Here is a 24,738-nt window from a genome sequence, read left to right as displayed (position 1 = left end):
CGCTCGTGAACCGAGCCGCGCGGCCACCCTGCACCCATGTCGGCCGCCGTCACGTCGCGGATCCCGCCGGATCTTCCTTGACACCTCGAGCGACGATCCGAAGCGACCCATCCGGAAGCGGTCGTTGCAGCTTTAGTGCCTCATCACTACCCGCGGTCATCCAGGTCTCGACCTCGTCCGGCGTCGTCAGGATGACGGGCATCGCCTTCGGATGGATGGCGCCGACCTCGGCGTTCGCCTCCGTCGTGAGGAACGCGAAGAGGTCGTTGGTCGTCTCACCTTCTTTGACTTTCCGGACGGACGTCCAGTTGGTCCAGATACCGGCGAAGCAGGCGAGGGGACGGGTCTCATCGAGCGCGAACCAGATGTCGCCTCCCTCGGCCTTGTTGAATTCGCTAAAGGAGTTGAACGGCACCACGCAGCGGCTTTCGACTCCCAGCCATCGCGTCCAATGCTTGCTCTTCACATTGCGGATATTAGTTGTGCCGCTGTCCGGCTCAATTCTGAGTAATTCCTTGAAATCCACTGCCTTGCCCTTGGCCTGCAGCTTCTCCGCACGCTTCTTCGTGGCGTCCATCAGCGCTTTTGACGACGACGGCATTCCCCACCGCGCCGTGGCGAGCTCGCGGCCGTCGGCTCCATTCCGGACGATCGGTGCATTGTAATCGGGAAAAACCCCCGGCATCGGCGCCAGATTTCCAACGTATCGGTTCACGACACGGAACAGCGCGCTGATCGCGGCTTGGTTGGTCGTGATCGAATAAAGATTGCACATTGGTCAGGATTCGGTTCGAGGGTGGCGCGGCTGCCACGTCAACTGTAGCAGAGTCGCGGATGGACGCCGGCCCGCCTTGGCGCATTTGCGGCAGCGCAGTCGGCTGGCGAGATCATGCACGAAGGTGGTCGGCGGGTGCTTCATCGCCGCGAGGTCAACGTCGCTCGGCGTCTTGCAGCGCGCACACCTGATCTCCAGCCAGGGGAAGCCTCCGTTCACGGCCTGATCGATGGTCGGCGAAGGATCGATCGGTTCGCCGTCACTCCACATCCGCTCGTTCCAGCTTTCGCAAAGCAGCCTGTCGGCTTGCTGGATCATCGCCTCGCCTTTGGCCCGCATCTCCGCCGATTGGGTCGCCAGCATGTTCGCCATCGCGCGTGCCTTGCCGAGCTCTTTCGCCAGAGCCTTGCGATCGCCGCCCGACAGGGGCGTGGGGTGATACTTTGGGGCCATCCGGACATCCAGGCGCAAAGAGATCGGATCGGCAAATTCTGTGCGACTACGGCGTCTCGAACGCTGGCCAGCACCCGTCTTCTTCATGCCTGCCGGTGCGCTGCTGGCAGGTGCTGTCGAGCAAGCGCTGCGCCACGTCCTTCCAGAGCGCGTTGCCGCCATACAAGCAGACGGCATCGGCGGTCTGGATTTCTACGGTCCGATCGCATCGGCGGCAGGAGACGCGCAGCACGTGGGCCTTAATTTCCGAAAGGCGTCGCTGCCGGGCCTGGGCCACGGTCGCGCCGGCGCGGGGGTCTTTGAGGACCGATTCCCAATATTCGGCCGGGAGCGGAGCATCTGCACCCCCAGCGGACGGCGCTCGTCTACGGCCGGCTTCAGCGGCCAATTTTTCCATCTGCTTTGGGGTCGGCATGCGCCAGCTCGCGGGTCGGTCGGTCATGCCCGAATTAGAACATACCAAGAACAAATGTCGAGTCCGACTAGGCCGCCGCTGAGAAAAATCCTCCTGTGGGCCGGGTAGCGAATGTCGGAACCAAGCCGGGTCGTTCGTCTTGAATCCGGTATCAGTATCGGAGTTCCCATGGCCCCCCGCGCTAACTGGAAAGGCTTCCTGCGCCTTTCCCTCGTCACCTGTCCGGTCGCGCTCTATCCGGCCACGTCGGAATCCGAAAAGGTCTCGTTCAACCAGCTCAACCGCAAGACGGGCCACCGGATCAAGTACGCCAAGGTCGACGCCGATACCGGCGAGGAGGTCGACAACGAGGACATCGTCAAGGGCTACAAGGTTGATACAGATACGTTCATCGAGGTGACCAAGGAGGAGCTCGAGAACGTCGCGCTCGAATCGACGCGAACCATCGAGATCGACGAATTCGTCGACCGCAGCGAGATCGATCCGCGATATCTCATTCGACCCTACTACCTGCGTCCTGACGGTAAAGTCGGGCACGATGCCTTCGCCGTCATTCGCGAAACCATCCGCGAGATGAACAAGGTCGCGATCGGCCGTGTGGTGTTGACCAATCGCGAGCACATCATCGCGCTCGAGCCGCTAGACAAGGGCTTGATGGGAACGCTGTTGCGCTACCCCTACGAAGTCCGTTCCGCGGATGAATATTTCGACGACATCCAGGATGTCAAAGTGACCAAGGACATGCTGGATCTCGCCAAACACATCGTCAATCAGAAGGCGGGCCATTTCGAGCCGAACAACTTCGAAGACCAATACGAGACCGCCCTCATCGATCTCATCAACCAGAAGCGCGCCGGCAAACCAATCACCGCGAAAGCGCGCCCTCGAGGCGAGAACGTCGTCGACCTGATGGACGCTCTGCGCAAGAGCATCGGACGAGAGGGGGCGGCCGCGACAGAGGCACCGAAGAAGTCAGCCAAGAAGCCGCGCAAGGCGGCGGCCGGGCAGAAGGAAATGCTGATGCCGATCGCAGGCAAGAAGACGGCGAAAGAGGCCGCGGCGAAGAAGCCGGCGGCCAAGCCGCAGCGGAAGTCGGCTTAGGTGTCGTGAAGCATCCGGTGACGCCGGACGCTACTTCGTCGTCCGCGGCAGGCTCTGGCGAATGGCAAATCCCATCTCGACGAGGTGACGCGAGACCATCTCGTCGGCCGTCTAATGGCGGCCCGGCGGGTCGGTGCGCGCGCCAGGAAGGCGGCCGACCGCGAGGCCGAAGTAACGGTGCATAGGACTGTGGACGGGGCTAAGCAGGCGCTCGGCGAGCGCGGTCCGGTATGGCGGGACGACAGCTCGCCGGCTCTCGATTGCTCTGCAAAGCAGGAGCGATATGGCTGCGGTGAAAAAGACTTCCAGGAGATCGACCTTGAGCGCGGGCATTCTCGCATACCGCAAGGCCGCTCGTGGGCTCGAGGTTCTGCTCGTTCATCCCGGCGGTCCGTTCTGGCGTAAGAAGGATGATGGCGCCTGGTCCATTCCAAAGGGCGAAATCGATGCCAACGATCCTCCGGAAAACGTCGCGCGACGCGAGTTTGCCGAAGAACTTGGCCCGGGCGCTTCGATTGGCCCACTCCAGGCCCTGGGGGAAGTCCGACAGCGAGGAGGGAAGCGCGTCATCGCATTCGCCGGCGAGGGCCGCTTTGACCCGGCGGCGTTGATCAGCAATACCTTCGATATCGAATGGCCGCCCCGAAGCGGTCGACGGCAGAACTTTCCCGAAGTCGACCGCGCCGAATGGTTCGATATCGATCTTGCGCGGACCAAGATGTTGTCCGCTCAGGTAGAGTTTCTCGATCGTCTTTTGGCGATCGCGGTTGAGAGCACCGGGAAATGATGTTCAGGATTGGAATCATTTCGGACACGCACGGTCTGTTGAGGCCCGAGGCGGAACGGGGCCTGACGGGCGTCGATCACATCATCCATGCCGGCGACATCGGCCGCCCCGAGATCGTCGATGCGCTTCGTCGCATCGCGCCTGTCACGGCCATTCGCGGAAACGTGGACAGTGGCGCGTGGGCTCGCGACTACCCCGATGCGAACCTTGTGCGCCTGGCGGGAAAGTCGATCTACGTTCTGCACGACTTGAAGACGCTGAAGGCCGACCCCGGCGCAGGCATCGACGTCATCGTCTCCGGGCATTCCCACATGCCGAAGATCGACATGGTCGGTAGCGTTCTCTATCTGAATCCGGGCAGCGCTGGACCCCGGCGTTTCAAGCTGCCGATCACGCTTGCGACGCTCGAACTCACGCCTGACGGCATGCGACCGGAAATCCACGACCTTGGAGGCGACTGAGTGCCACCGCGGAGGGAATTCACGCCGGAGGAGGCGAGTGCGTCAGTCTTTTTGCCGGCTTTCACCGAAGGAAAGCTCTACTTGCGCGGACGTTCTCGCTCGCGCACGGCGTCCTTCGCCCTCTTGTCGGACCTGAGCCCAAGGTAGACGGGCTGGCGCAGTTCGCCCTTACTCGTCCACTCCGCAAATTTGACGTCGGCAACCAACGAGGGCCTGACCCAGGTCGTGGCGGCCTCGTCCTTCACTTTGGCAGGGAAGGGTGATTTAGGGGTCGTCAGCTTTAAGAGCTTGGCATAGAGGTCTTCGAGGACCTTGTGGCTGAAGCCAGTGCCGACATGTCCGATATAGCGCCAAGTGTCGTCTTCCCGCACGGCGAGGACCAGGGCGCCGAAGAACGGCCTGGTGCGCCTGGGCGCTGTGAAGCCCGCGATCACCACTTCCTGCCGCTTTGCTGTCTTGATCTTCAGCCAATCCGCCGTCCGGCTTCCGGACGCATACGCGCTGTCGGCGCGCTTCGCCATGATGCCTTCCAGACCCTTCCGCTCGGCCTCCGCGAAGAATTTCGTGCCGTTCGCTTTGCGGTGACGGCTGAACGCGATCAGCCGGTGACGTGGCAGGATCGCTTTCAGCCGCTCCTTGCGCGCGAGAAGAGGCTGTTTGCGCAAGTCAACTGTGTCCTGAAACAGGAGATCGAAGGCGCAATACAGGAGCTTCGCTTCATGGCGCAGCGCGTTCTGAAGTAGCTGGAAATGCGAGACGCCGTCCTTTCCGATCGCGACGAGCTCGCCGTCGATCACGGCATCGCCCTTCACGCCTTCCAGCGCTTTGGCGACCTCGACATAGCTGCGGCTGATGATCTTGCCGTTGCGGCTGTAGAGCGAAACCTTGCCCCGGCGGATTTCCGCGATCATCCGGAAGCCATCGTATTTATCCTCGAAAACCCAGCCGCGGTCATCGAACGGCGCGTCGGTGAGCGTAGCGAGCATTGGCTGTAGGCGTTTGGGCAGGGTCGACGTCCGGCTCATTCAAGGGTCAATCCTTCAGATCGTGTTGCATAATGCAGGGATGGCACCTTATTGCTCGATGTGGCCAGGGCGGTTCGATGAAGCCGGGGAGAAGCGCCTTGACGCCGATAGCCGCCGGCCTTTCACGCTGAAAGGCCACCGAAGAACTCCACCTACAGCCGATTCAAATTGGCACAGTTCGAATCGTTCCGGAACCTGCGAATCCCTGTCGCGTTGCTTCGATGTCACAACAGGAGGCACCGATGGCGGTAGCGAGGAAGAGCAAGACGGCGCGCGGCCGAAAACAGGACCGGGCGCGGGTGGCTGGCGGGCAGGACTACGAAGTGCAGTACGAGGCAAAGAAGACTGGAAAGTCGGCACGCGCGGTGAAAAAAGCAGTCAAGAAGGTCGGCAGCTCGCGCAAGCGTGTAGAGAAACGGCTAGGCCGCTGAGTCGGAGACGTGTCTGCGTCGGGGGTTAGGGCCGGTCCTCCTCGACAGAGGGGCATTCTGGGCAGGTATCACCAATCGAGTCCAGCACGGCGCGAACCGCGGCCTCCGCTGCTTGAGGGGAGATGCCTGCTGGCGGATCCCGACGGGCGATATCGAAGGCCCGCTCTCGGGCATGCGGATCGGCGCGGTCCTGCATCCAACCGTGCTCCTCGCACTCGCGGATGGCGCTGGCTTCGTTCAGCACATTGATCGCCCAACCGCGCAGGGTGCGGATCGCTGACCGTCTCTGCTTGGTCATCAGCATTGAAAGGTTCTCCCACGCTGACACGAATCGTTTAGTCCCGCAGACGTTCCCCATCGCTAACACACGACTGGGATTCCGGATCGTGGGATCTCGTGGTCCTTCGAAGGCCGAATTTTCCAGCCGGCCAGGTGGGGCGAGAACGAACTGAAGAAACCGCTTTCCGACACTTCAGACGTCTTATCCGTTTTGCGCGTGCGGCTGTCGCCGCACCGGGCTCTCGTGTTGGGGTGGACGGCCCCCTTCCGCCACTCTGCGTGGCTAGACTGAGGTTGTCTGACCTCAAACGAAGGAGCCGCGCGTGGAGACGATTGTTCGCATTGGTTTGGATACGTCAAAGAGTGTGTTTCAGTTGCATGGTGTTGACGGGTCGGAGCTGCCGGTTTTGCGGCGCAAGTTGAGGCGCGGCCAAGTTCTGGAGTTTTTCAGGCGTTTGCCACCTGCGTTTGTCGCGATGGAGGCTTGCGGAGCATCGCACTATTGGGCGAGGGAGCTACGATCGCTCGGCCACGAGGTGGCGATGATCCCGCCGCAATATGTCAAGCCGTATGTGCAGCGCGGGAAATCCGACGCCGCGGACGCTGAGGCGATTTGTGAAGCAGCGAGTCGGCCGAAACTGCGCAAGAACTTTGTGCCGATCAAAGGTCCCGAGCAGCAGGGAGCGCAGATGCTCACGCGCGTGCGCAGCCAGTTCATCGGCAGGCGTACCCAGCTCGCCAATTCGATCCGCGGCTACGCCGCGGAATTTGGCTTTACTGCGCCTAAGGGGCTTTCGCGCCTTGATCAGTTGCTGATCGATATTCGGGCTGATGAGACAGTTCCCGACTTGGCGCTGGAGCTCGTGGAGGCGTTGGCGGCAGAGCTGGCGCGCGTCGATGACCAGATCACTAAGCTCGACAAGAAGCTCATGCACCTCCACCGGAGTAGCGAGATGAGCCGGCGACTGGCGGCCATTCCGGGAATTGGTCCGATTGGCGCGACGCTGCTGTCAATCAAGGTCGTGGATGCAGGTGGGTTCAAGTCCGCAAGAAACTTTGCTGCTTGGCTTGGCCTGACACCAAAGAACCATTCAACGGCCGGAAAGAACAGGCTCGGCGTGATTACGCGCGCCGGTGACGGCATGTTACGAACCGTTTTGGTCGCTGGCGCGACGGCTGTGATCGCAGATGTGCGGCGACGCGATAGCCGCTCCTGGCCCTGGCTGAAAGACATGATCGCGCGCAAGCCGCCGAAGCTGGTCGCCATAGCGTTGGCAGCGCTGCGCGTGCTGCGCAAGCGCACAGAGACCGTCTGCTTCGTCACCGGGCACGGCGAGACTTTCCGCCCGATGCCGTCGCACTTCCATTATAGCCATGTCGAGACGCTGAAGGGCCATGAGACGCCCGGCGCCGGCGACGTGCTGGAGGCCGCGCCCGAGCAGCTCGACCGGCTGCAGCTCGCGCTGAACCAGATCGGCTTCGAGATGCGCGAGCTCGTCATCGCGACGGCGTCGGCAATTCCGCCCGACTGCTCGGTGATCGCCGAGATCGGACCGCGCACCGTGTTTGCCGCAGACGAGGTGCAGCTGTTCGGTAATTACCTCAAAGGCGGCGGCCGGCTCCTCCTGCTGCTCGATCCGCTGTCGGAGATATCCGGCGATTTCGAGCGGCTCTTGCTCAGGCCCGTCGGGCTGGCGAGCGACGCCGCGATCGTCGTCGATCCCCTCAATCATTTCCGTACAGATTCCGACAAGGTAGCGGTACCCTATTATCCCACCCATCCGATCACAAAACGCCTCGCGCTGACAGTATTCCCGCAGGCGCGGCCAATCTCGGTGGCGCAGCCCCCGTCAGGGGTCGGTGTCGTCGTGCTGGCGGCGAGCAGCCAGGACAGCTATCTGAAATCGCCCACGGCCGTGGTTGCCGCAACAGGCGAAGAGGCGCCGAGCGCAAAGTCCGGCCCGCAGCCGCTCGCGGTTGCGCTCGAGGGGACCTGGCCCGGCGCGGGCGAGGACAAACGCTTTCGCCTCATAGTCGCCGGTACCAGCAAGTTAGCCAGCAACGAATACTTCCCTTACGTCTCCAACGGCGAGCTGTCGGTGTCGATGCTGCGCTGGCTCGCCGAGGATGATGCAAGCCCGAGCGTGCCGCCGCAGCCGTTCAAGCTGCCGGAGATTGTGCTGACGAGCCGCCAGATGCGCGACAGCTTCCTTGTGCTGGAGGTCCTATTGCCTCTGAGCACCGCGCTGTTCGGCATGCTGATGTGGTGGAGGCGGCGGTGAGGGCAGCGGCTGCAAGCACGACCGGACGATGGCGAATGCCGCTATTGGCCGCGTTGCTGCTGGCGCTGCTCGCCGTTCTTGTGATCAGCGGGCAGTGGCCGGAATTGCGGAGCAAGGTCGCGTTTGCGCCAAAGGGCCTGGTGGCGATCGCGCCGGCTGACGTGCGTCGCGTTGCGATACGCTCCGGCGGCGACAGCATCGTGCTCGTCCACCGGGCGTCCGGCTGGGGCATCGAAGCTGTCGATGGCGCCGTGCCGCCCGAGCTCGGCAAGCATCTTGATACGGCGCTTCGGCTAATCAATGTCAGCGAGGTCGTGCGCGAGATGCCGGCGAGCGAGCTCACATTCGCGAGCTTCGCCGAGTTCGGCCTCGATCCGCCAGTCATCGTCGCTACCATCGAGGCGAACGGCGGCACTGCTGCGACCATCAATTTCGGCGCGCTCAATCCGGCGAGCACCTCGCATTACGTCCGGCTCGCGGGCAAGGCCACGGTCGCGCTGATGCCACGCCATGTGGCGGAGGAGTGGCGCGTGGCTTTCGACATCGCGCGCCGCTCCCGCGACCAGGCAGGCCACGGCGCGGCAAGCCGCGGCAAGGACCTGCTGCTGCCGGTCTCGATCGCGCAGATTTGGGCGATCGAGATCGTGTTTGCCGGCAGGCTGACGCGGTTCGAGCGTGACCGCGACGGCAACTGGTTCCGTCATCTCGGCCAGCACAGCCATGCCTCCGGCAACGCCGCCCATGTCGCCGATCCCGCTCAGGCCCGCATAATCGACGCGGCGCTGCGCGCGTTCGATGCGTCGGCTGTCGAGACGCGCATCGGGCACGCCGAGCCGTCGCAGCTCGCGCGGTATGGCCTCAATCTGCCCGGCCTGATCCTACTGGCCTTCGCGCGCGACTCGTCGACGCCGCTGGCGCGGCTCGAATTCGGTGCCTCAGCCGATCCGCTCGATCGCTATGCGCGGCTTGCGCCCGATGGCGCCGTGGTCACCGTGGCCGAGTTCGAGATGCGCCGTCTCACGGAGCTGTTGCGCGCCGTCGGAGCGGCATCGTGAGACGATCGTGGCGGGGGTCCTTGGCTGCAATTCTGACACTGCTGGACCTGGCCCTGCCGGCCTGGGCGCATCAGATCAACCTCTCCACAGCGCGGCTCGCCTCCACCGACGACCGCATGGTAACCGTCGAGATAGGGCTCAAGGGCAGCGACGTCGACCGTCTGGTCGGCACCAAGCTCTATGACGCCAAGGAGGATACGGTCGATCCCGCCGCAGTCGCCGCCGCCACGCCGGTGATCCTCGCCTATGTGACCGCGCATCTGGCCGTGAGGAACGCCGCCGGCATCGCGTGCCCGGCCGGCGAGGCCGCGATCCTCGCCGATGGCGACGGCATCATCTTCCGCAACACCTTCTCCTGCGCCACCGTGGCCGGCGACATCATCTATCGCTCCACGGTGATGACGGAGAAGGATCCGTCCGCGCGGCAGGTCGTGCTGGTCGCGCAACGCGGACACGAGGCGCAGGCGCTGCTCGATGCCGACAACACGACCGTGACACTGTCGGCGCCGGCACCATCGCTCGCCTCGACGATGCAACGCTATCTTGTCACCGGCATCGAGCACATCTTTCTCGGCTACGACCACATCGCCTTCCTGGTCGCCGTCGTGCTCTGGGCGCGACGGCTCGTTCCCGTCATCAAGATCGTGACGGCGTTCACGATCGCGCACTCGATCACGCTGTCGCTGGCGGCGCTCGGCATCGTCGTCATCCCGAGCCGGATCGTTGAGCCCGCGATCGCGGCATCGATCGTGTTCGTTGCCGTCGAGAATTTCTTTTCGCGGGACATCGACCGGCGCTGGCGCGTTACCTTCATGTTCGGGCTGATCCACGGCTTCGGCTTTGCCAGCGCGCTGCAGGAGATCGGCCTTCCGTCACATGCGGTCGTGCCGGCACTCGCGGCCTTCAACATCGGCGTCGAGATCGGCCAGGTCGCTATCGTTGCGATGGTGATTCCGCCGCTGATTGGCCTAGACGGGCTCGTGGCGATCGATGGAGCCAAGCCGGCGAGGCCCGCAGCTTTGGTCTATGCGCTGTCGGCGCTGATTACCCTGCTCGGCAGCTATTGGTTCTTCACGGGCGTGGTCGATGCATAGCAACTCAACCGATCGGAGAGGCAGATACTAGACTTCTCAGCGGTCCATTCGATCCCACGCGCGAAGCCGCGCCGGTCACGGTGCGGGAAATGGCATCGGCCCCGCGTCGCGCTGGCTTTGGTCAGCGAGGGACTACGAAGCTTATTCGCGGCCCCGCCGCAATCTCAGGAATGCATTGCTGAGGCACGCGCCGGGGCGCAGTGGAGCAGCTGACGCACTTCGTTCACAGCGCGTCGCGGCCGCGACGCGACGCCGATCAACCGCAAAGAGAACTGAATCAGAACCGACGGCACCGCCCAGCCGCAAGCGGCGAAGCAAGTTACCAAAGGCGAGAGCACGAAGGACAGAGAATCGCGAGCGTAATCGGCTCGAGCACCTCACGGGACAGAGAGAGTGCGGCCACCACACCAGCCAATTTGCGGCGACAGCGTCCACGCAGCGTGCTCGTCCTTCTGGGCGACCTGTCCCGGTACCGATGCGCCTTGCGGACCGGAACGTTTCGGGCCGCTCAGGACCAGATTTGCTTGCTCGCTTCTGGACCGCCTGTGGCCGATTCAGATCACTCCGCGTTGCCGGAAGATGAAAGCGTTCCTGCCGCGTCGAGCCCCGCGCTCACGTTCAAGTACCGACGAGCATCAGAATACTTGCCGGGCCGGGGGATACATTCTCGTGGCGCGGCAGACCTTCGCCGTGCGCTGCGCGCGCCCGCCTCTCAGCGATGCGCACTAATGTCTCTTGTGGGTCACAACAGCGGTAGAGGACTGCGCTCAGCCGTGTCCGGTCCACCTCAGACTGCCGACATTGCCGCGTCAGGTGTAATCTTCAGATCCGGGCCGAGGTTGGTAGACGATCCAGGTAAGGAGGAAGTCGACGGCGACGCGAGCGGGGGCCTCGATGTTTGGTCTTTGCTCACCTCGTGTTAGACTTTGCCTGCCCGAACAGGGAGAACAGCCATGACAGCCGAGTTCGACGAAGATCGCCTCAATATGGCCATCCGTAAAGTTCTGAAGCATGTCGGAGTTACATCGCAACGTGAAATCGAGAACCTAGTGCGAAGCGGGGTGGTGAAAGGTGGCAAGCTCAAACTGCGAATGACCCTGTCCGCTGAGGGGACGCCGCTGAAATATGTTGTCGAGGAAACAGTCGCACTCTGACGAGGCCCCGGCTGCCCGGCATTGCCGCCCCTCTTCGTGGAGGACGATTTCCAATCTGGTCTGTGGTGTCGATTCGAAAGCTTCGGTGATAGGGGCTCTGACTGGGAGAGAAGTCTTAAGGACACACGACGCAAGAAATAGAGCAGGAGAGTTCTTTCCATGATCGGGGGTCGGCGAGGTCACGCTCGGCATCCACGAAACGCTTCCAGCCCTCTTGTGAGATGAGTGATCGCTTCGAGATTGGCGGAACGCCCCGCTCCGCTAGCGCCTCCGTCGGCTCCTGCCGGTCGGCCGTGTCAAGTTGGCTCAGATAGCGCGCGACGCTCTCCTCTAGCTGGGCGCGCCGCCGCTCCACCTTCGCCCGTGTGAAGTTCTTGTTTCGGTTGTTCACCGCTTTGAACTTGCTGCCCTGGCTTCTAATGCCGACGCGTCGAATCTTCGCCTTCGGGCCCAGGCTGTGTGAAAAGGCTCTGTTTGCTGTGATTCGCGCGATAAGATTCCCGAAGCTTTTTGCGGGGATCAGATGAAGCGCTTTGTTGAAGGGCTGGATCGCGGGCAAAGCACACTGTTTCCGGCATCGCTCGACGACTATGTGGCCGAGGACAATCCGGTGCGAGCGGTCGACGTGTTTGTCGACGGTCTCGATCTCGACAAGCTCGGGTTTGTCGGTGTCCAGCCACTCGACACCGGCCGACCCAGTTATCACCCTGGTGTTATGCTCAAGCTCTACATCTACGGCTACCTCAATCGCGTGCCGTCGAGCCGACGCCTGGAGCGGGAATGCCAGCGCAATATCGAGATGATCTGGCTGACCGGGCAGTTGGCGCCCGACTTCAAGACCATCGCGGATTTCCGCAAGGACAATGGCAGGGCCATTCGTGAGGTCTGCCGCGAGTTCGTCGCGCTGTGCCGCAAGCTTGATCTGCTTGTTGCAGCGAGCGTCGCCATCGACGGATCGAAGTTCAAGGCTGTCAATGCGCGGGACAAGAACTTCACCGAGGCCAAGATGAAGCGGCGTCTTGAGCGGATCGATGAGAGCATCGCCCGCTATCTCTCGCAGCTCGAGACCGCCGATCGGCATGGCGACGCGGTGCCAGAGGCGAAGGTTGAGCGGTTAAAGGGCAAGATCGAGAAGCTCAAGGAGGAGATCGTCCGGCTCAACGCGATCAATGCGGAGATGATGGAGAGTGAGGACAAGCAGATCTCGCTGACCGATCCTGACGCGCGCTCGATGGCGACAAGCGGCAAGGACACCGGGATCGTGGGCTATAACGTGCAGATTGCAGTTGATACGCAGCATCATCTCATTGTGGCTCATGAGGTGACCAACGTGGGTACCGACCGCCACCAACTCGCCAACATGGCCAGGCAGGCTCGCGATGAGATGGCTGTCGAGACGCTCGAAGTCGTGGCAGATCGCGGCTATTACGATGGAGAGGAGATCAAGGCCTGCGAGGAAGCCGACATTACGGTGACGTTGCCGAAGCCGATGACTTCGGGCGCCAAAGCTGCTGGCCGCTTCGGCAAACAGGACTTCGTCTATGTCGCCGCCGACGATGTTTATCGCTGTCCCGCCGGCGAGCGGCTAACTTATCACTATGCGAACGTAGAGGACGGAAAGACATTGCGCCGCTATTGGACAAGCTCCTGCAAGACCTGCGCACTAAAAGCTCAGTGCACGACCGGCCCCGAGCGCCGCATCTCACGCTGGGAGCATGAGGCTGTTCTGGAAAAGGTTCAGGATCGGCTCGACCACAACCCCAGTTCAATGGGTGTCCGCCGTCAGACAGTGGAGCATCCGTTCGGCACGATGAAGTGTTGGATGGGAGCAACGCACTTTCTCACGAAAAATCTGTCAAAGGTGGCCACCGAGATGGCGCTCAACGTGCTCGCCTACAATATGAAGCGCGTGATGATGATCGTGGGCGTCGGCGGATTGCTGGAGGCGATGCAGGCGTAAGGCCGGCCTCTGCGACCAAATCAGCGCCTACATGAAGCTCCTGGTTGCCACTGAGATGACAGGAGATCGGTTCCACCGAATTAGAAGCGCGGCAGCCGTTGAAATGCGCCGGAGTGCCCCAAGTTACGGGATTTTCACACGGCCTGGGCCAATAGGCGACAACCGGTGCAGCCTCGCTTCGGTATCAGCTCTTCGGCAGAACGTGTGGCGAAGAATGGTGATGCGCTATGCACCATTGATTTCCCCGCTTCGTAACAAGCATTGTGAAGCGTGATGGATTGGGTATCGCCTTACCATCGACCATGCGAGTAAATGTATAAAAGCCGGTGACGACGACGGCGTTATCACTGATTGTTATCGTATGCCGTTCGTCAATCGAATTTTTGTTACCCGTCCCCTTCGTGGGTGTGAAATATTTTATGATTGCTTGCGTCCCTGTGGAGATAACAGGACTGACCGTTCCGAGAAGGATTGCATCAGGACAATAGTTCTGGGCGATGGTCTCTGGATCATTGGTGTTATATGCAACGGACCAACGGTCCACCGCGGCATTCCCGTCTTCTTCTGGGCCGGCCACTGCTACGGCTACAGCCAACATCAACATCACTGCGACGCAAGTTACCTGGGCAATTCGTGTCATTGTGTTCTCCTCTCATAGCTCTCCAAAAAAAAGCACGCCTCTCAGACTAGGCATTGGCCCCTCAAAGTACAGCGCCCGCGCTTGCGTCCTGATGTCAGGTCAGGGTCAAAAGCACCCTTCGAGGCAAACATTCCCCGATGTCCGGACCACTCTCGACAGCAGACCTAGCCACACCCACGAGACCGAGTAGCCCGGCGCCGACGAAATCCGCAACCCCTTGATAATTTGCAAGCGGCAAGCCCCGGCGCTTTGATGCGCTATGCTCCATCTCACCCGCCGGAGAGACCGCGACGCTCACCAAGAGCGCTGACTGATCTATTACGGCGATGTCCATCTCGGCGGCATCGGCTTGCGAAGCGGCAATCCGGCCGAAACCGATCCATGGCAATGGCGGTTTGGCTTCTATCCAGGAGCACGCCCTGGCGAATGCACCTCTGGCACAGCGGCGACATTCGAGAGCGCACGCACCGCGTTCATGGGGGAGTGGCCGGTGTTCCTGTCCAAGCGGACGGAGGACAATTTCGATGAGTGGCGGCAAGAGCGGAATTGGACAGCGTGGAAATATGGTGCGTGGGAGCGCGGCGAGAAGCTGCTAGTGCGATGATCTATAGGCCAAACCCGCGGCCGATCTCGCGCACAAGCCTGAGTGCACCGTCAGTATTGCGGCCATAGAAGTACGCCTGATCGACCCTGGGATAAAATGCCCAGTCCAAATAGCGCGATAGCAATGTCTCTAAGCATAGTTGTGGACCGGGTCGAACAATGCTGCGAAAGTTCAAAACGGCCCCAGCCGCAGGTTGGGAGAAACAGCCGGGGCCGACATTCCCATTCCGTGTGCCGTAATCAGCGGTAATCGGCACGCTCCCAGCAAGCCACAAGAAAGCTAACGAACTGTTTCGCAAGGACCGGTGTCGAACTAGCGCGCGAGAGCCCGCTCGGCTCATGCGGAAACCCGTAAATTTCCCAAGTGCTGGCAACTAGGGGCACTGGTTAACTGGTGCCGGTTGAGCGCCGGACCATGAAAACACCGAAGCCAAAGCAATGGGCCGAACACGAGGTCCCGGCGAATGGTCAGGCTGGCCCGGCAAGGAGTTGGCGCATCGAAGATCGCTGCCGAACTTGGCCGCTACGCCGGATCAGTGCAGCGAATGGCGCGAACGCTGGGAATCCTGTTGCTGTCGACCGAATGCTCGCGCTCAAAGGTTTAGCTGATGCCACGTCCCGCTTCAGCCTGGGCGCTATAAGGTGGTACCTCGCACGCCGTGCTGCACTGCAAACTTAGTCGGGGTCCCGTTGCGTCCGTAATTCTACGGACGTTGCGCATCCGCAATCTTTGGCATCTACTTAAGATTGATTTTATGACGATCCAATTTTCAGATGAGGACGCATGAGCGTCAAAGCCATGATGGCGGCCATTCTCAAAGACCAGATGACAATGCGCGGCGTGCATTCACTTGCGCCGTCTGACTATGCGGAGATCGTAGAGTTGCTAATTGAGCTGCTTCAAGAGCTGGAGCTTGGGTTGGCTGCGCGAGAGATAACTGAGAAGCACGAGCCGAAATAGATAATCAGCAATCGAAGCTGGCGCGATGCCTTTATGCCTTACTCAGATTTCGTCCGTGCCGCGATCTCTTTGACCTTTATCAACGTTTGTTCGAACTCCGATCGGAGATACTGCTCTTGCGCAAGGTCTGTTGGCTCTACTAGAAATGCGACTTTCACGAAAAATCGGTTCAACAGCGAAGCAATCAAAAGATTGTCCGAGTGCTTTGAACGGAGTGCCGTAAGTTGGCGACGCATCTCGATGAGATCAAGCGTTTCGCGTTCCGGCTGCTCTCTCATGCTCGCGTGCCAAGCTGTGACGAAGTCGCCGCACCGAGTATGAAGATGCGGCGACTTCGCTAGGGTGGAACGGACAAGGGCAATGTCCGGTGTGCGCAAACCTAGTCCTCTGGAGCGCGGCCGCAATCACGGCCTAGAATTAAGCTTGATGCTCATGCTGCAAGTTAATTCTGGAACTGTGCGCTAAGGCGACCGATAGGAACAATGTGAACCTCGCGATTGAGGGATGAATTCGTATGCGCCGCCCGGCGCGCGGCGTTTAATGTTTAGCGAAGCGTGGGCACCCCCCATCTGCTGCTTTGCCAAGCTTCCGTGCGACTTCTTGCCGGAGGGCTTGCGTTTCCCAATTCGTGCGATCGCTCCTAACGATCCTCTTGGCGCGCTCAAAGGCGTGGCTTTCGGCTGCATCGTCACGTACGCGGATGCTGACTTCGGAGTGGAACGGGCAGACCGCGATGGCACGGGTTGTCTCTAGGGCATGGCGCACGGTGGCATTGAGATCGTCAGCATAATTTTTGGTGCACATGTCGAGCCTCCGGTGATGTCGACCCAAGTGGTCAATAAGAGAACCTAAAGCGAGGCCCGGTGTGCCTAGGAGTCCGGGCCTCATAACCTCAGCAGCCTGACAACAGGGTTGTTCGGCTACGGAGCTAGCGTAGTCAGTGTGAACCAATCCGTTTTGATGTTGCGCAAAGTCGCCTCAGGCCGGCCGGTCCCTTCGGGCGGTTGAAAGGGACGGTGTGTGGCAGCCCTCCGATGGGCTGGCGTGCGGGGAGGCGCGCGATGCACCCCGGTACGCCAGCGATGGAGCGGAGCGGGACGCATTCGGATGAATACCATCCCCCCACGTTAAGGTTAGCTCTGGTTCGCTCTAGCTCGGGGTCGGTGAACGAGTGCTATGCTGTATTCCAACGGGGGGCAGCAGCGTGGCAATTTACCGAATACTACAGAACTCACCTCTGGGACCTGAAGAGATCGCCCGGCTTTCGACGGCTTACGAACAGGCCCTGCGCACCATCGGCGTAAAGGATCGGAACGACCCGCTCACCGAGCTGATCGCCAAGAAGATTATCGAGATCGGCCAGACCGGCCTCAAAGACCCCAGCCAAATTTGCAGTCGGGCCGTCGAAGCGTTGGAGCTGCCGAAAGAGTGACGGCCTTATCGCGTGCGGCGAACCGTGATCTCGATGCGACGGACTACCATTGCGCGTCGTTAGCGGTCACAGCTGCTTGGGCGGCAATCGTCTCCCATTGAGTGCCATTCGCGTCTGTGAGTGCTTGAGGCTGTGTTATTTCATTTGAGCTAACGGCATTGCATTGTTGGAAGTAGGAAGACAGCTCAAGATCGGCCAGGTGCTCCCAATATTCCGCTTCCGCGAGGAGCTTCCACTTGTTCATGCTGTTGTACGCGGCCTGTTGACGGCACAGCGAACCCATCGCGCGCAAGCGTCGCACCTTCTCCATTGCGAACCTCCCTTCGGCCTGTTTTTCACAAGCACTATTCTCTGTCATACGTCGGAGTTGAAACTTCGCAGATTGAAATGACGAGCGATAGTCCGATGTTTCATTGGATTTAGTGACAGCGCAATCGTCTGACTTTTGGTTTCTCCGGGTGCATTTGGCTCGAAGCATTGACGAGAGCGAAAAGCCCAGCGCAGAATGAAGGCGCTCTTTCGAACCACAAGCCCCCCATGTCGGAAGCGCTCGTTAGGAAGGCTCCAGTCCCACAACTGGAGCCTTTTTTTGGTGCGCCCAGCATGGGCGCACTCTTGTGGGTGCAAGTCCCATCGCGAGTTGATCACAACGAGCGAAGTGAAGCGCAACTGCATGAGGGCGACCAAATGTGGGGAGGAAGCGCGGAGCGAAGCTGCGGGCCGATGAACAAGAACCGGATAGAAGGCGTTGCCGACCAGGGCGAGCGGGCCAGAAACCGCGAAGCTCTCGTGATCGAGGGGAAGCGGCGTAGATCCGGCGGCCGTGCAGTGAAGGAGTGCGTTCTTACCTGGGGAGATCTCGCCTTGTGCCCGAAAGGGCGACGGTGTCGAGCCGGAGCGAGAAGTCAGCCGAGGCCGTAGTAGTCGGTGGGAAGGCAGCAAAGCCGACCCGGAGGCGAAGGGCCGAACGAGAGGGAGTGGTCCAACACCATGCCGAGGTGGCAAGCATCGCGTCAGACGCCTGCGCAAGCAGGGCGGCTCGAGGAAGGACGCGGTGAAGCCGCGTCTGGCTCGGGCAGCGACGAAGCGCGCCGCCCGCGGCGTGGATCGGGGAGCACGGGATCAGGGCTGCTTCTGGCAGCCCTGACGAGAGAGAACCTGCAGCGGGCGCTCAAACGGGTTCGGGCCAACAAAGGCGTGGCCGGCGTGGATGGTCTGGACATCGATCAGACGGTCGCGCATCTGCGTACGGCGTGGCCCGCGCTCCGCGAGCAACTGTTGTCGGGGACGTACCGACCCAGTCCGGTGCGACAAGCCTGACGGCGGCGAGCGTGAGCTCGGCATCCCGACGGTGACGGATCGGTTGATCCAGCAGGCGCTGCTGCAAGTGTTGCAGCCCATTCTTGATCCGACCTTCAGCAAGCACAGCTACGGCTTCCGGCCGGGCCGAAACGCGCATGATGCCGTCCTCGCGGCGCAGTCATACGTGCAATCGGGTCGCCGGATCGTAGTGGATGTGGACCTGGAAAAGTTCTTTGACCGGGTCGATCACGACATCCTCATCGACCGCCTTCAGAAACGGATCGGAGACACCGGGGTCATCCGGCTGATCCGGGCGTATCTGAACAGCGGGATCATGGACGATGGCGTGGTCCAGAGGCGCGCGATGGGGACGCCGCAGGGCGGCCCGCTATCGCCGTTGCTGGCCAATGTGCTGCTCGATGAAGTGGACAAGGCTCTGGAATGCCGGGGCCATTGCTTCGTGCGCTACGCCGACGATGCGAACGTCTACGTTCGCAGCCGCCGGGCAGGTGAACGGGTGATGGCGCTGCTTCGGCGGCTCTACGGCAAACTGCACTTGACGGTCAACGAGACCAAAAGCGCAGTGGCCAGCGTGTTTGGTCGCAAGTTCCTGGGCTACAGCTTTTGGGTGGCCCCGGGCGGCGTGATCAAACGCAAGGTCGCCGAAAAGCCGATGAGGACGTTCAAGCAGCGCGTCCGGCAACTGACCTGCCGAAGTGGCGGGCGCAGTATGCAGGATGTGGTGGACCATCTGCGGCCTTACATCCGGGGTTGGAAGGCGTACTTCCGGCTGGCGCAAACACCACGGGTCTGGCGAGAGCTCGACCAATGGCTGCGTCATCGGCTGCGCGCCATCCAGCTCAAGCAGTGGAAGCGCGGCACGACCATGTATAGGGAACTGCTGGTAATGGGGGCTAAGCCTGACGCTGCACGACAGGTGGCGGCCAATAGCCGTCGCTGGCGGCGCAACAGCGGCATGCTCCTCAACGCCGTGTTGACCCTGAACTGGTCGGACCGGCTGGGGCTGCCCCGGCTCTCATGACCTCAACTTCTCGAACCGCCCGGTGCGGACCCGCATGCCGGGTGGTGTGGCAGGGGAGCGACCCACAAGGTCGCCCCCTATGCCGATCCAAGCGAAGGGCACCCGCGAACGGGCGCATCATCAAATGGAAAAGCGCACTCTTTCCATTTCAGAACTGCAACTATAATTGTGAGGCAGCGCTCGTCAGATGATGCTTAGCTCGCAATCACTCCGGGCGGAGCACGTTTGATCCCGATCTATTTTGGCCCGGGCCTGCACTGAAAAGACCGCCTTCGGGCGGTCTTTTTCCGGCCCGCCTCGTACTTCCCCGAACCCTGTCTGCTCGACTTAGACCGAAACCTTGTATCGCCGAGACACTGCGCGGGCGGCTAAACGAGGGGTCCCGGGATTGGAACTTTAATGATTAGCTTAGGATAGGGTTCCTCCACCCGCGTTTCTTGCCGGAGGCTAGCGCGCTACAACAAAGGCCCCGACGCGTTGCACATCGGGGCCCTTCAAGATCATCAGGCCGGTTACATCCGCCGTGCCTTACGATCCTTGATGTCCCCGATTACCGCATCCGATCTGGTTCAGAATTTGGCACGGGACTGCGGTACTTGCGTGATCACATGCGGCACGAAAGCGCTCGGCCACCAGCTCGCCCTTGCGCCATTCGGCGCGGCGCCGGCGCTCGGCCGCCAACTTAGACCCGCGACCGTCGTTGCGATTACGTCGTCGATCTCCGCGCCCGTCAGGATGCGACGAATTTTTAGCGCGATACTCAAGGCCATGATGATGTGGCCGTGCGAGCGCAACAGATCGCGGGCCTGCTGCTCGGCAAACGCGAGAAAGCGCTCGACTGCCTCCGCCGACTTGCAGACCAATGACGTGAGCGCGACCGCTTGCTCAACGTCACTAACAGACGACACAGCTTCGCCTGGCAGAAGCATGCGCTCGGCGACAGATGCTGCAACGAGCTCGACGCAACGGTCGTGTGCGTGCAAGTAGACATCGGCCGCATTGCCGCGGGCCTCGCCATCCTGCGGCATCAATTCCCGCAAGTTGTCGCACAGTTCTGGTACGATATCGGTGTCGTCGTCGTTGCCGAAGGCAACGCTGTTAGCGGACCCCACACGAGGCCGCCGTACTTCCCGTTTGGGCCGGGATTGATTGTTGCTCCGCCGAGCGGCTTGCCGAGTAAGCGCGCGGCCACGGCCTGACCGGCCTCATGAACTGCAATCCGCTCGTCCTCGGTGCGGCCGATCTCGGCGAGCAAATCATCGTATTCGTCGTGCTCGTCTTCAACTGGTGCGTTCTCAACTCAAGCGGCACCCCTGCGGCCAGCTCACCGGACGGGATGAACTGGCCGCCTTCCGACGCCACAGGCGCAAGATTGCGACGCCTCCTCCGGACCTCGGGAGCTGCTATTCATTTGCGGAGCTTGGACAGTTGATCGTACATGCGCTGCCGAGCGAGCATACGTGCACGAATGTCAGCCACCGAGTGGCCGCGGAAGCCCGGCATGGCGCGGGCGATCAGCTTCGCGACCGCCGCTGGAATGCTGCCGTGGTTGGCCGGATCGACGACCCAGCCATCAACTCGGCGGGTAATCTCGTGGGGCTGCCAGCCCCGCGGTGCTGCCTTCATGACCGCGGAACGTCAATCAGGATCGTGCGCGGTTCCGCGACGGGGAGCGGAGTGAAGTTGGCCTCGCGCAGAACCGGATCGATATGCGACACGTTCTTGGGCTCCTCGACAGCGTCGAAATCGACGACATCGGGCGCCTTCGGATCAAAATCACCGCCGCGCGAACCGCGGAGCCGAGCGCCCTTTGGATCGGTCACCGGGACCGCCACACCCAGGCGCAGTGCACGCTGCGCAGTCGTCACGGGCATGTCGGCATCTTCAGATTGTTCGGCGAAGCGGGAGCGGCCGTCATGGTCACGGTACTTCGCGGACTTCATCATGAAGACCGTTTGCGTCGGCATGGCCGGTTCAGGGACCGGGACGGAAGCGGAAACCGCCTTCGCTGCCGGGATCGGCGCCGCGCCGTTGTGGATCGCGTCCACCATGCCGCGCAACTCAACGAGCGCGACCCCCGCCGCGACATCGACCTGTGCCGCCGCGTTGCCGACGAACCGCGCGATGGCGCCGCTCTCGAAATAAAAGCGAAGTTTCTCGAAGGCGTCCGCAAGGCGCTGACCTGCCGCCAGATGGTCCGGCAGCGCGCGCTCAACGCATCGAGATCATGCGCCAGCTTTTCGCTTGCGGCCTTGCGCTCCATGACGGATCGCTCCGCCGTGAGCTTCTGTTCGGCGTCCGCGATTGTGGTCTGCACCTCCGCAAGCGCGTCGGCATAGCCGTTTCGCGTCAACGCGCTGGCGGCGACGGCTGCCTCCAGCTTTGCGCGCGCCTTATCATCCGCATCGAGTTCGGCTTCGAGGTTGTGACGCTGCAACTTGAACTTGGCGTCAGAGAACGCCGCCTCGGCGGCGGCGCGGCGGTTGTTCAAAGTACCGGCGCGCACGGAGCGAGCCCAGTTCGGCTTGAAGTTTTTCATGGGCGACTTCTGTCGAAAGAATGGTTTCATGCTTTCGAGGCTACGAAGCGCAAGGGGATTTGCGAAGGTTCGACCTGTGGCGGTCGCCATATGGTGCTGCGCTAGAGCGCAATTGTTGTGGGGGCGCCCAGTACCTGCCAGATCGGGCCTAATGTCTGCTGTTAAGGGCGGAGCTTGTTCTCCGAGGAACCACCGCGCAACTCCTTCGTTGGACAGGTCATCCGGACTAGCAAAGGAACACGATCATGGACCGCGAACACGTGAAGGGTGCTGCCGACAAGGCAAAAGGCGCCATCAAAGAAGGCGTCGGTAAACTTAGTGGCGACAAAGACATGGAAGCTGAAGGCAAGATTGATAAATCCAAGGGATCCGCCCACAACGCCGTTGGAGATGTGAAGGATGCGGCGCGGGACGCCGCTGATGCCCTCAAAAAGTAGTGAAGATGTAAAACCAAGAACTAGCCGCCTCCGGGCGGCCATTTCTTTAATTGGGGAGGCCGGCTGAGTGCAGGCCGACTTTCTGAGCGGCAAATTTTCGGTCTGCTCCCATCAACCGACATGTAGCTGCAAGCTTCAATGAAAGCGATGGGCCAAAAGCGGCCAACCTAATCGGCCGTGCAGCCTAGGCGTCCTTCTCAATTCGGAGTCGCTGGCTCGAATACGCTAAGGATGGCCCCTTCTTGATCTCTCACCGTCACCCGCCGCCCCGTTTCCAGTGCAAGCTTGCGGCCGAGCTCAAGGGCTGTTTCGGTCTTCGGGAGATCGAGAAAGATCATGGATAGGGTCCGGATACCTGTGCCGATGATCGCGACGCTTGGCTTGGTGGCAGGCATGGACAACGTCCATCTCGACCGCGAAGGCGCTTACCAAACGAGTAAGTTGACCAAGAAGCCGGCGACCAAAGCCAGCCAAATCAGCGCTAGCCGAAAGCCGAGTAGATCGTCGTCCGTTAAGAAGCTGATCTGAGCGCTGGGCAGCCGCTGATGGCAGCGATAAGTGCGGTCAGGATGAGGCGCCAAAGAACTCTGAGCCAGGCGAGGATGCGGCGGAAGTTGTGGCCGACGGCTGAGAGGATGACGTTGGCGGCGTCGCCGGCGCGGCCTTTGAGGCGGCAACGGCCGAGGTGGCCTTCTGACTTCAGGTGTCCGATGATGGGCTCGATGGCGGAACGTCGGCGCAGCTCGCGCTTGATGACACCGAAGACGCCACGCTTCTGGCCTGAGATGAAGACGCGACGGGGATTTTGCGCGTCGTGGCCGCGGTATCCCTTGTCGACATAGGCCCGCTCGATCGCGCATCCGGTGAGCGTCTCGGTACGGTCGATGACGTCCCGCAAGGTGTGGCCGTCGTACGGGTTATCGGGCAGCGCCCTGGCGTGCAGCACGAACAGGCCACCGGGGGCCCGGCGGTTGTTGGTGACGATGGAAGCCTTCACCCCGAACTCGTAAGGGGCTGAGGCCTTGCCCTTGCCGATGCACTCCACCTCCGGGGCATGGAAGGAATAGAGCTTCCAGCCGCGCTGGCGCTGCTGCTGCGAGCGGATCTGGCTGGCCCGGCCAAGTGGCAGGGTGAACGCCTCCTCGAGCGCGGCCTGACCTTCGATCTTGCGGCGGATGTCGCGGATGATCCGGCCCAGCCGGGAGCGCAGGATGCGCAACTGCCGCTGGTGCCGCTTGAACTGTTTGGCATGGGCGTAGCGGCCCGCCATCATCGCGGCGGCCTTGGCTACGCGAGAATAGGATTGCCGCAGCCTGACGCCGTGACGTCTCGCCAGGCGGTTGAGCCCCTTGATGGCCGCATGCAGCAGCTTGGCATCGGTCGGAAAGGCGATGGCCTTCGGCTGCACCGTGGTGTCGACCGTGACCCGCTTGAGGTCTTGGCCGCGTAACGCGCCGGCCTCGTGTGCAACCCGCAGGCTCTCGGCCAGCAGCAACTCCAGCTTGTCGCCAAGCCGCTTGCGCCAATGGCTCAGGTCCGAGCGCTCGTGCGGGAAGGCGTGCTGGAAGAACTCTTCGCCGGTGAAGAACTGGAAATACGGGTCGTGGACCCAGCGCTCGCACACCCCTTCATCCGACAGCCCGTAAATGTGCTTGAGCAACAGCAGCCCGATCATGAAGCGGGTCTCGATCCCCGGCCGGCCGTTCTCGCTATAGAGCGGTGCGATCTCGCCGTCGATCCAGTCCCAATCGATCTTGCCGGCAAGCAGAACCAGCTCGTGCTTCAGGTTGATGATCTGGTCCAGCCGTGCCCGGAACAGATCGTTCGATCCCGTCGTCTTGCGCTTCTTCGGCCGCATCGTCCCCTCCGATGCACCACAGAATCACGGTTCGCAGCGAAGGGGAATCCACAAAACGAAATTGCAAGGTTTGGCACGCTCAAGCTCCAAATCCCTGCAATCTCAAATCTCTCTGCATCCGGAAAACAGACTCCCGCTCAATCGCTTAGAGGCTTGTTCACGGACGACTCAACAACTAGCTAGCTCTTGGCGCTTGGGAAATTTGACCTTGAAGGTCGAACCAACGGATCTCCACATTCGCCTCATTCAAGAGTTCGAGAGCAGCAGTAAATGCTTCTCCCCACTGCGGATCTCCTTCATCCGGACGAACGGCGATCAGATGCTTGATCCCGACCTGGACGATTGCTCTCGCGCAATCCATGCACGGAAACCAAGGAACATAGATCCGGCATCCCTCGAGAGGCGTTCCAGATCGAGCGGCGTTGTAGATCGCATTGCGCTCCGCGTGTTCGGTCCAGAGATATTTCTGAGGGCGCGCATGCCGCTCGATTTTGTCATCGTCTGCTCCGCGCGGAAAGCCGTTATAGCCAGTGGCTCGGATTTCATTGTGAGGTCCTACGATCACGCAGCCGACCTTGCGGCTTGAATCCTTGCTCCAGCCTCCAACATGAACGGCGAGTTCCATGAACCGGTTGTCCCAATTTTCCGTCAT

28 protein-coding genes and 2 pseudogenes are annotated in these 24,738 nt (G+C 61.3%); 15 read left to right on the top strand and 15 right to left on the bottom strand.

Annotated elements, in window-relative coordinates; genetic code table 11:
• Positions 1–49: 49 nt before the first annotated feature.
• From JJC00_RS32570 to JJC00_RS32560, 3 genes are read right to left on the bottom strand one after another with little or no spacing between them, the layout of a single operon-like run.
• On the bottom strand, positions 50–775 hold the full coding sequence (locus JJC00_RS32570; RefSeq protein WP_200469867.1) for an SOS response-associated peptidase: 726 nt from the start codon (positions 773–775) through the stop codon (positions 50–52).
• Between the two features lie 3 nt (positions 776–778).
• Entirely contained in the window at positions 779–1,228 is a 450-nt protein-coding gene (locus JJC00_RS32565; protein ID WP_200469866.1) for a hypothetical protein, read from the bottom strand.
• A gap of 46 nt (positions 1,229–1,274) precedes the next feature.
• Positions 1,275–1,670, bottom strand: a complete 396-nt coding sequence (locus tag JJC00_RS32560; protein WP_200469865.1) for a hypothetical protein — start codon at positions 1,668–1,670, stop codon at positions 1,275–1,277.
• 141 nt (positions 1,671–1,811) lie between these two features.
• Here JJC00_RS32560 and JJC00_RS32555 point away from each other — a divergent pair, with 141 nt between their 5' ends.
• The 3 genes from JJC00_RS32555 to JJC00_RS32545 all read left to right on the top strand — a co-directional run bounded on the left by JJC00_RS32555 (position 1,812) and on the right by JJC00_RS32545 (position 3,992).
• On the top strand, positions 1,812–2,744 hold the full coding sequence (locus tag JJC00_RS32555; protein WP_200469864.1) for a Ku protein: 933 nt from the start codon (positions 1,812–1,814) through the stop codon (positions 2,742–2,744).
• Positions 2,745–3,027: 283 nt separating this feature from the next.
• On the top strand, positions 3,028–3,531 hold the full coding sequence (locus JJC00_RS32550) for an NUDIX domain-containing protein (RefSeq protein ID WP_200469863.1): 504 nt from the start codon (positions 3,028–3,030) through the stop codon (positions 3,529–3,531).
• Complete coding sequence (locus tag JJC00_RS32545) at positions 3,528–3,992, top strand: metallophosphoesterase family protein (RefSeq protein WP_200469862.1); 465 nt, start codon at positions 3,528–3,530, stop codon at positions 3,990–3,992. Before JJC00_RS32550 ends, JJC00_RS32545 begins: the two co-directional genes overlap by 4 nt.
• Positions 3,993–4,069: 77 nt before the next feature.
• Here the strand turns inward: JJC00_RS32545 and ligD are convergent, their stop codons facing one another.
• Entirely contained in the window at positions 4,070–5,017 is a 948-nt protein-coding gene (gene ligD / locus JJC00_RS32540; RefSeq protein WP_200469861.1) for a non-homologous end-joining DNA ligase, read from the bottom strand.
• A 242-nt stretch (positions 5,018–5,259) separates the two neighbouring features.
• Here ligD and JJC00_RS32535 point away from each other — a divergent pair, with 242 nt between their 5' ends.
• The gene (locus JJC00_RS32535; RefSeq protein ID WP_200469860.1) at positions 5,260–5,448 is read left to right on the top strand and encodes a DUF3606 domain-containing protein; all 189 of its coding nucleotides are present in this window, start codon (positions 5,260–5,262) and stop codon (positions 5,446–5,448) included.
• 25 nt (positions 5,449–5,473) lie between these two features.
• On the opposite strand, the gene JJC00_RS32530 is transcribed toward JJC00_RS32535, so the two are convergent.
• Positions 5,474–5,752, bottom strand: a complete 279-nt coding sequence (locus tag JJC00_RS32530) for a hypothetical protein (RefSeq protein WP_200469859.1) — start codon at positions 5,750–5,752, stop codon at positions 5,474–5,476.
• A 298-nt stretch (positions 5,753–6,050) separates the two neighbouring features.
• Between JJC00_RS32530 and JJC00_RS38440 the strand changes: the two are divergent.
• The 5 genes and pseudogenes from JJC00_RS38440 to JJC00_RS32510 all read left to right on the top strand — a co-directional run.
• Positions 6,051–7,004 (top strand): annotated as a pseudogene (locus JJC00_RS38440) (IS110 family transposase); the annotation flags it as partial.
• Between the two features lie 72 nt (positions 7,005–7,076).
• Positions 7,077–8,009, top strand: a complete 933-nt coding sequence (locus JJC00_RS38435; RefSeq protein WP_433996536.1) for a Gldg family protein — start codon at positions 7,077–7,079, stop codon at positions 8,007–8,009.
• A 35-nt stretch (positions 8,010–8,044) separates the two neighbouring features.
• Positions 8,045–9,064, top strand: a complete 1,020-nt coding sequence (locus JJC00_RS32520; protein WP_200469857.1) for a hypothetical protein — start codon at positions 8,045–8,047, stop codon at positions 9,062–9,064.
• A gap of 20 nt (positions 9,065–9,084) precedes the next feature.
• Positions 9,085–10,158, top strand: coding sequence for a HupE/UreJ family protein (locus JJC00_RS32515; protein ID WP_246774001.1), 1,074 nt, complete (start codon positions 9,085–9,087; stop codon positions 10,156–10,158).
• 953 nt (positions 10,159–11,111) lie between these two features.
• Positions 11,112–11,312 (top strand): DUF6494 family protein, encoded by a 201-nt coding sequence (locus JJC00_RS32510; protein ID WP_200469856.1) that lies wholly within the window; start codon positions 11,112–11,114, stop codon positions 11,310–11,312.
• 265 nt (positions 11,313–11,577) lie between these two features.
• On the opposite strand, the pseudogene JJC00_RS39045 reads toward JJC00_RS32510, so the two are convergent.
• Positions 11,578–11,721: pseudogene (locus tag JJC00_RS39045) on the bottom strand (IS5/IS1182 family transposase); the annotation flags it as partial.
• Positions 11,722–11,835: 114 nt separating this feature from the next.
• On the opposite strand from JJC00_RS39045, the gene JJC00_RS32505 reads away from it, so the two are divergent.
• Complete coding sequence (locus JJC00_RS32505) at positions 11,836–13,272, top strand: IS1182 family transposase (protein WP_200467820.1); 1,437 nt, start codon at positions 11,836–11,838, stop codon at positions 13,270–13,272.
• A gap of 184 nt (positions 13,273–13,456) precedes the next feature.
• On the opposite strand, the gene JJC00_RS32500 is transcribed toward JJC00_RS32505, so the two are convergent.
• The gene (locus JJC00_RS32500; protein ID WP_200469855.1) at positions 13,457–13,912 is read right to left on the bottom strand and encodes an SgcJ/EcaC family oxidoreductase; all 456 of its coding nucleotides are present in this window, start codon (positions 13,910–13,912) and stop codon (positions 13,457–13,459) included.
• Positions 13,913–15,299: 1,387 nt separating this feature from the next.
• Between JJC00_RS32500 and JJC00_RS32495 the strand changes: the two genes are divergently transcribed.
• Complete coding sequence (locus tag JJC00_RS32495) at positions 15,300–15,476, top strand: hypothetical protein (protein WP_200469854.1); 177 nt, start codon at positions 15,300–15,302, stop codon at positions 15,474–15,476.
• A 38-nt stretch (positions 15,477–15,514) separates the two neighbouring features.
• Here the strand turns inward: JJC00_RS32495 and JJC00_RS32490 are convergent, their stop codons facing one another.
• The gene (locus JJC00_RS32490; protein ID WP_200469853.1) at positions 15,515–15,754 is read right to left on the bottom strand and encodes a hypothetical protein; all 240 of its coding nucleotides are present in this window, start codon (positions 15,752–15,754) and stop codon (positions 15,515–15,517) included.
• Positions 15,755–16,680: 926 nt separating this feature from the next.
• On the opposite strand from JJC00_RS32490, the gene JJC00_RS32485 reads away from it, so the two are divergent.
• Positions 16,681–16,908, top strand: a complete 228-nt coding sequence (locus tag JJC00_RS32485; protein WP_200469852.1) for a hypothetical protein — start codon at positions 16,681–16,683, stop codon at positions 16,906–16,908.
• Positions 16,909–16,951: 43 nt separating this feature from the next.
• Here the strand turns inward: JJC00_RS32485 and JJC00_RS32480 are convergent, their stop codons facing one another.
• Positions 16,952–17,218 (bottom strand): hypothetical protein, encoded by a 267-nt coding sequence (locus JJC00_RS32480; RefSeq protein WP_246774000.1) that lies wholly within the window; start codon positions 17,216–17,218, stop codon positions 16,952–16,954.
• Positions 17,219–18,271: 1,053 nt separating this feature from the next.
• On the opposite strand from JJC00_RS32480, the gene JJC00_RS32475 reads away from it, so the two are divergent.
• The gene (locus JJC00_RS32475; RefSeq protein WP_246773999.1) at positions 18,272–19,252 is read left to right on the top strand and encodes a group II intron reverse transcriptase/maturase; all 981 of its coding nucleotides are present in this window, start codon (positions 18,272–18,274) and stop codon (positions 19,250–19,252) included.
• Between the two features lie 569 nt (positions 19,253–19,821).
• Here JJC00_RS32475 and JJC00_RS32470 read toward each other — a convergent pair.
• The 3 genes from JJC00_RS32470 to JJC00_RS32460 all read right to left on the bottom strand — a co-directional run bounded on the left by JJC00_RS32470 (position 19,822) and on the right by JJC00_RS32460 (position 21,303).
• Positions 19,822–20,280, bottom strand: coding sequence for a hypothetical protein (locus JJC00_RS32470; protein ID WP_200469851.1), 459 nt, complete (start codon positions 20,278–20,280; stop codon positions 19,822–19,824).
• A gap of 379 nt (positions 20,281–20,659) precedes the next feature.
• Positions 20,660–20,878 (bottom strand): hypothetical protein, encoded by a 219-nt coding sequence (locus tag JJC00_RS32465; RefSeq protein ID WP_200469850.1) that lies wholly within the window; start codon positions 20,876–20,878, stop codon positions 20,660–20,662.
• Positions 20,875–21,303 carry a hypothetical protein gene (locus JJC00_RS32460; protein WP_200469849.1) on the bottom strand — a complete coding sequence of 143 codons (429 nt, stop codon included), beginning with the start codon at positions 21,301–21,303 and terminating at the stop codon, positions 20,875–20,877. Before JJC00_RS32460 ends, JJC00_RS32465 begins: the two co-directional genes overlap by 4 nt.
• 176 nt (positions 21,304–21,479) lie before the next feature.
• Between JJC00_RS32460 and JJC00_RS32455 the strand changes: the two genes are divergently transcribed.
• Together JJC00_RS32455 and JJC00_RS32450 are read left to right on the top strand one after the other, a co-directional pair.
• Entirely contained in the window at positions 21,480–21,896 is a 417-nt protein-coding gene (locus JJC00_RS32455; RefSeq protein ID WP_200469848.1) for a hypothetical protein, read from the top strand.
• Positions 21,897–22,036: 140 nt separating this feature from the next.
• On the top strand, positions 22,037–22,228 hold the full coding sequence (locus JJC00_RS32450; RefSeq protein ID WP_200469847.1) for a CsbD family protein: 192 nt from the start codon (positions 22,037–22,039) through the stop codon (positions 22,226–22,228).
• Between the two features lie 197 nt (positions 22,229–22,425).
• Here JJC00_RS32450 and JJC00_RS32445 read toward each other — a convergent pair whose 3' ends face one another.
• From JJC00_RS32445 to JJC00_RS32435, 3 genes are all read right to left on the bottom strand, one after another.
• A complete protein-coding gene (locus tag JJC00_RS32445; protein ID WP_200469846.1) occupies positions 22,426–22,623 on the bottom strand; it encodes a hypothetical protein in 198 nt (65 codons plus the stop codon).
• A 116-nt stretch (positions 22,624–22,739) separates the two neighbouring features.
• On the bottom strand, positions 22,740–24,086 hold the full coding sequence (locus tag JJC00_RS32440; RefSeq protein ID WP_200469845.1) for an IS5 family transposase: 1,347 nt from the start codon (positions 24,084–24,086) through the stop codon (positions 22,740–22,742).
• 175 nt (positions 24,087–24,261) lie between these two features.
• A complete protein-coding gene (locus JJC00_RS32435; protein ID WP_200469844.1) occupies positions 24,262–24,738 on the bottom strand; it encodes a deoxycytidylate deaminase in 477 nt (158 codons plus the stop codon).

The organism is Bradyrhizobium diazoefficiens (genome assembly GCF_016616885.1).
Taxonomy (GTDB): domain Bacteria; phylum Pseudomonadota; class Alphaproteobacteria; order Rhizobiales; family Xanthobacteraceae; genus Bradyrhizobium; species Bradyrhizobium diazoefficiens_F.
Note: the sequence above shows the minus strand (reverse complement) of the source record. Positions and strands in the feature narration are given on the sequence as shown.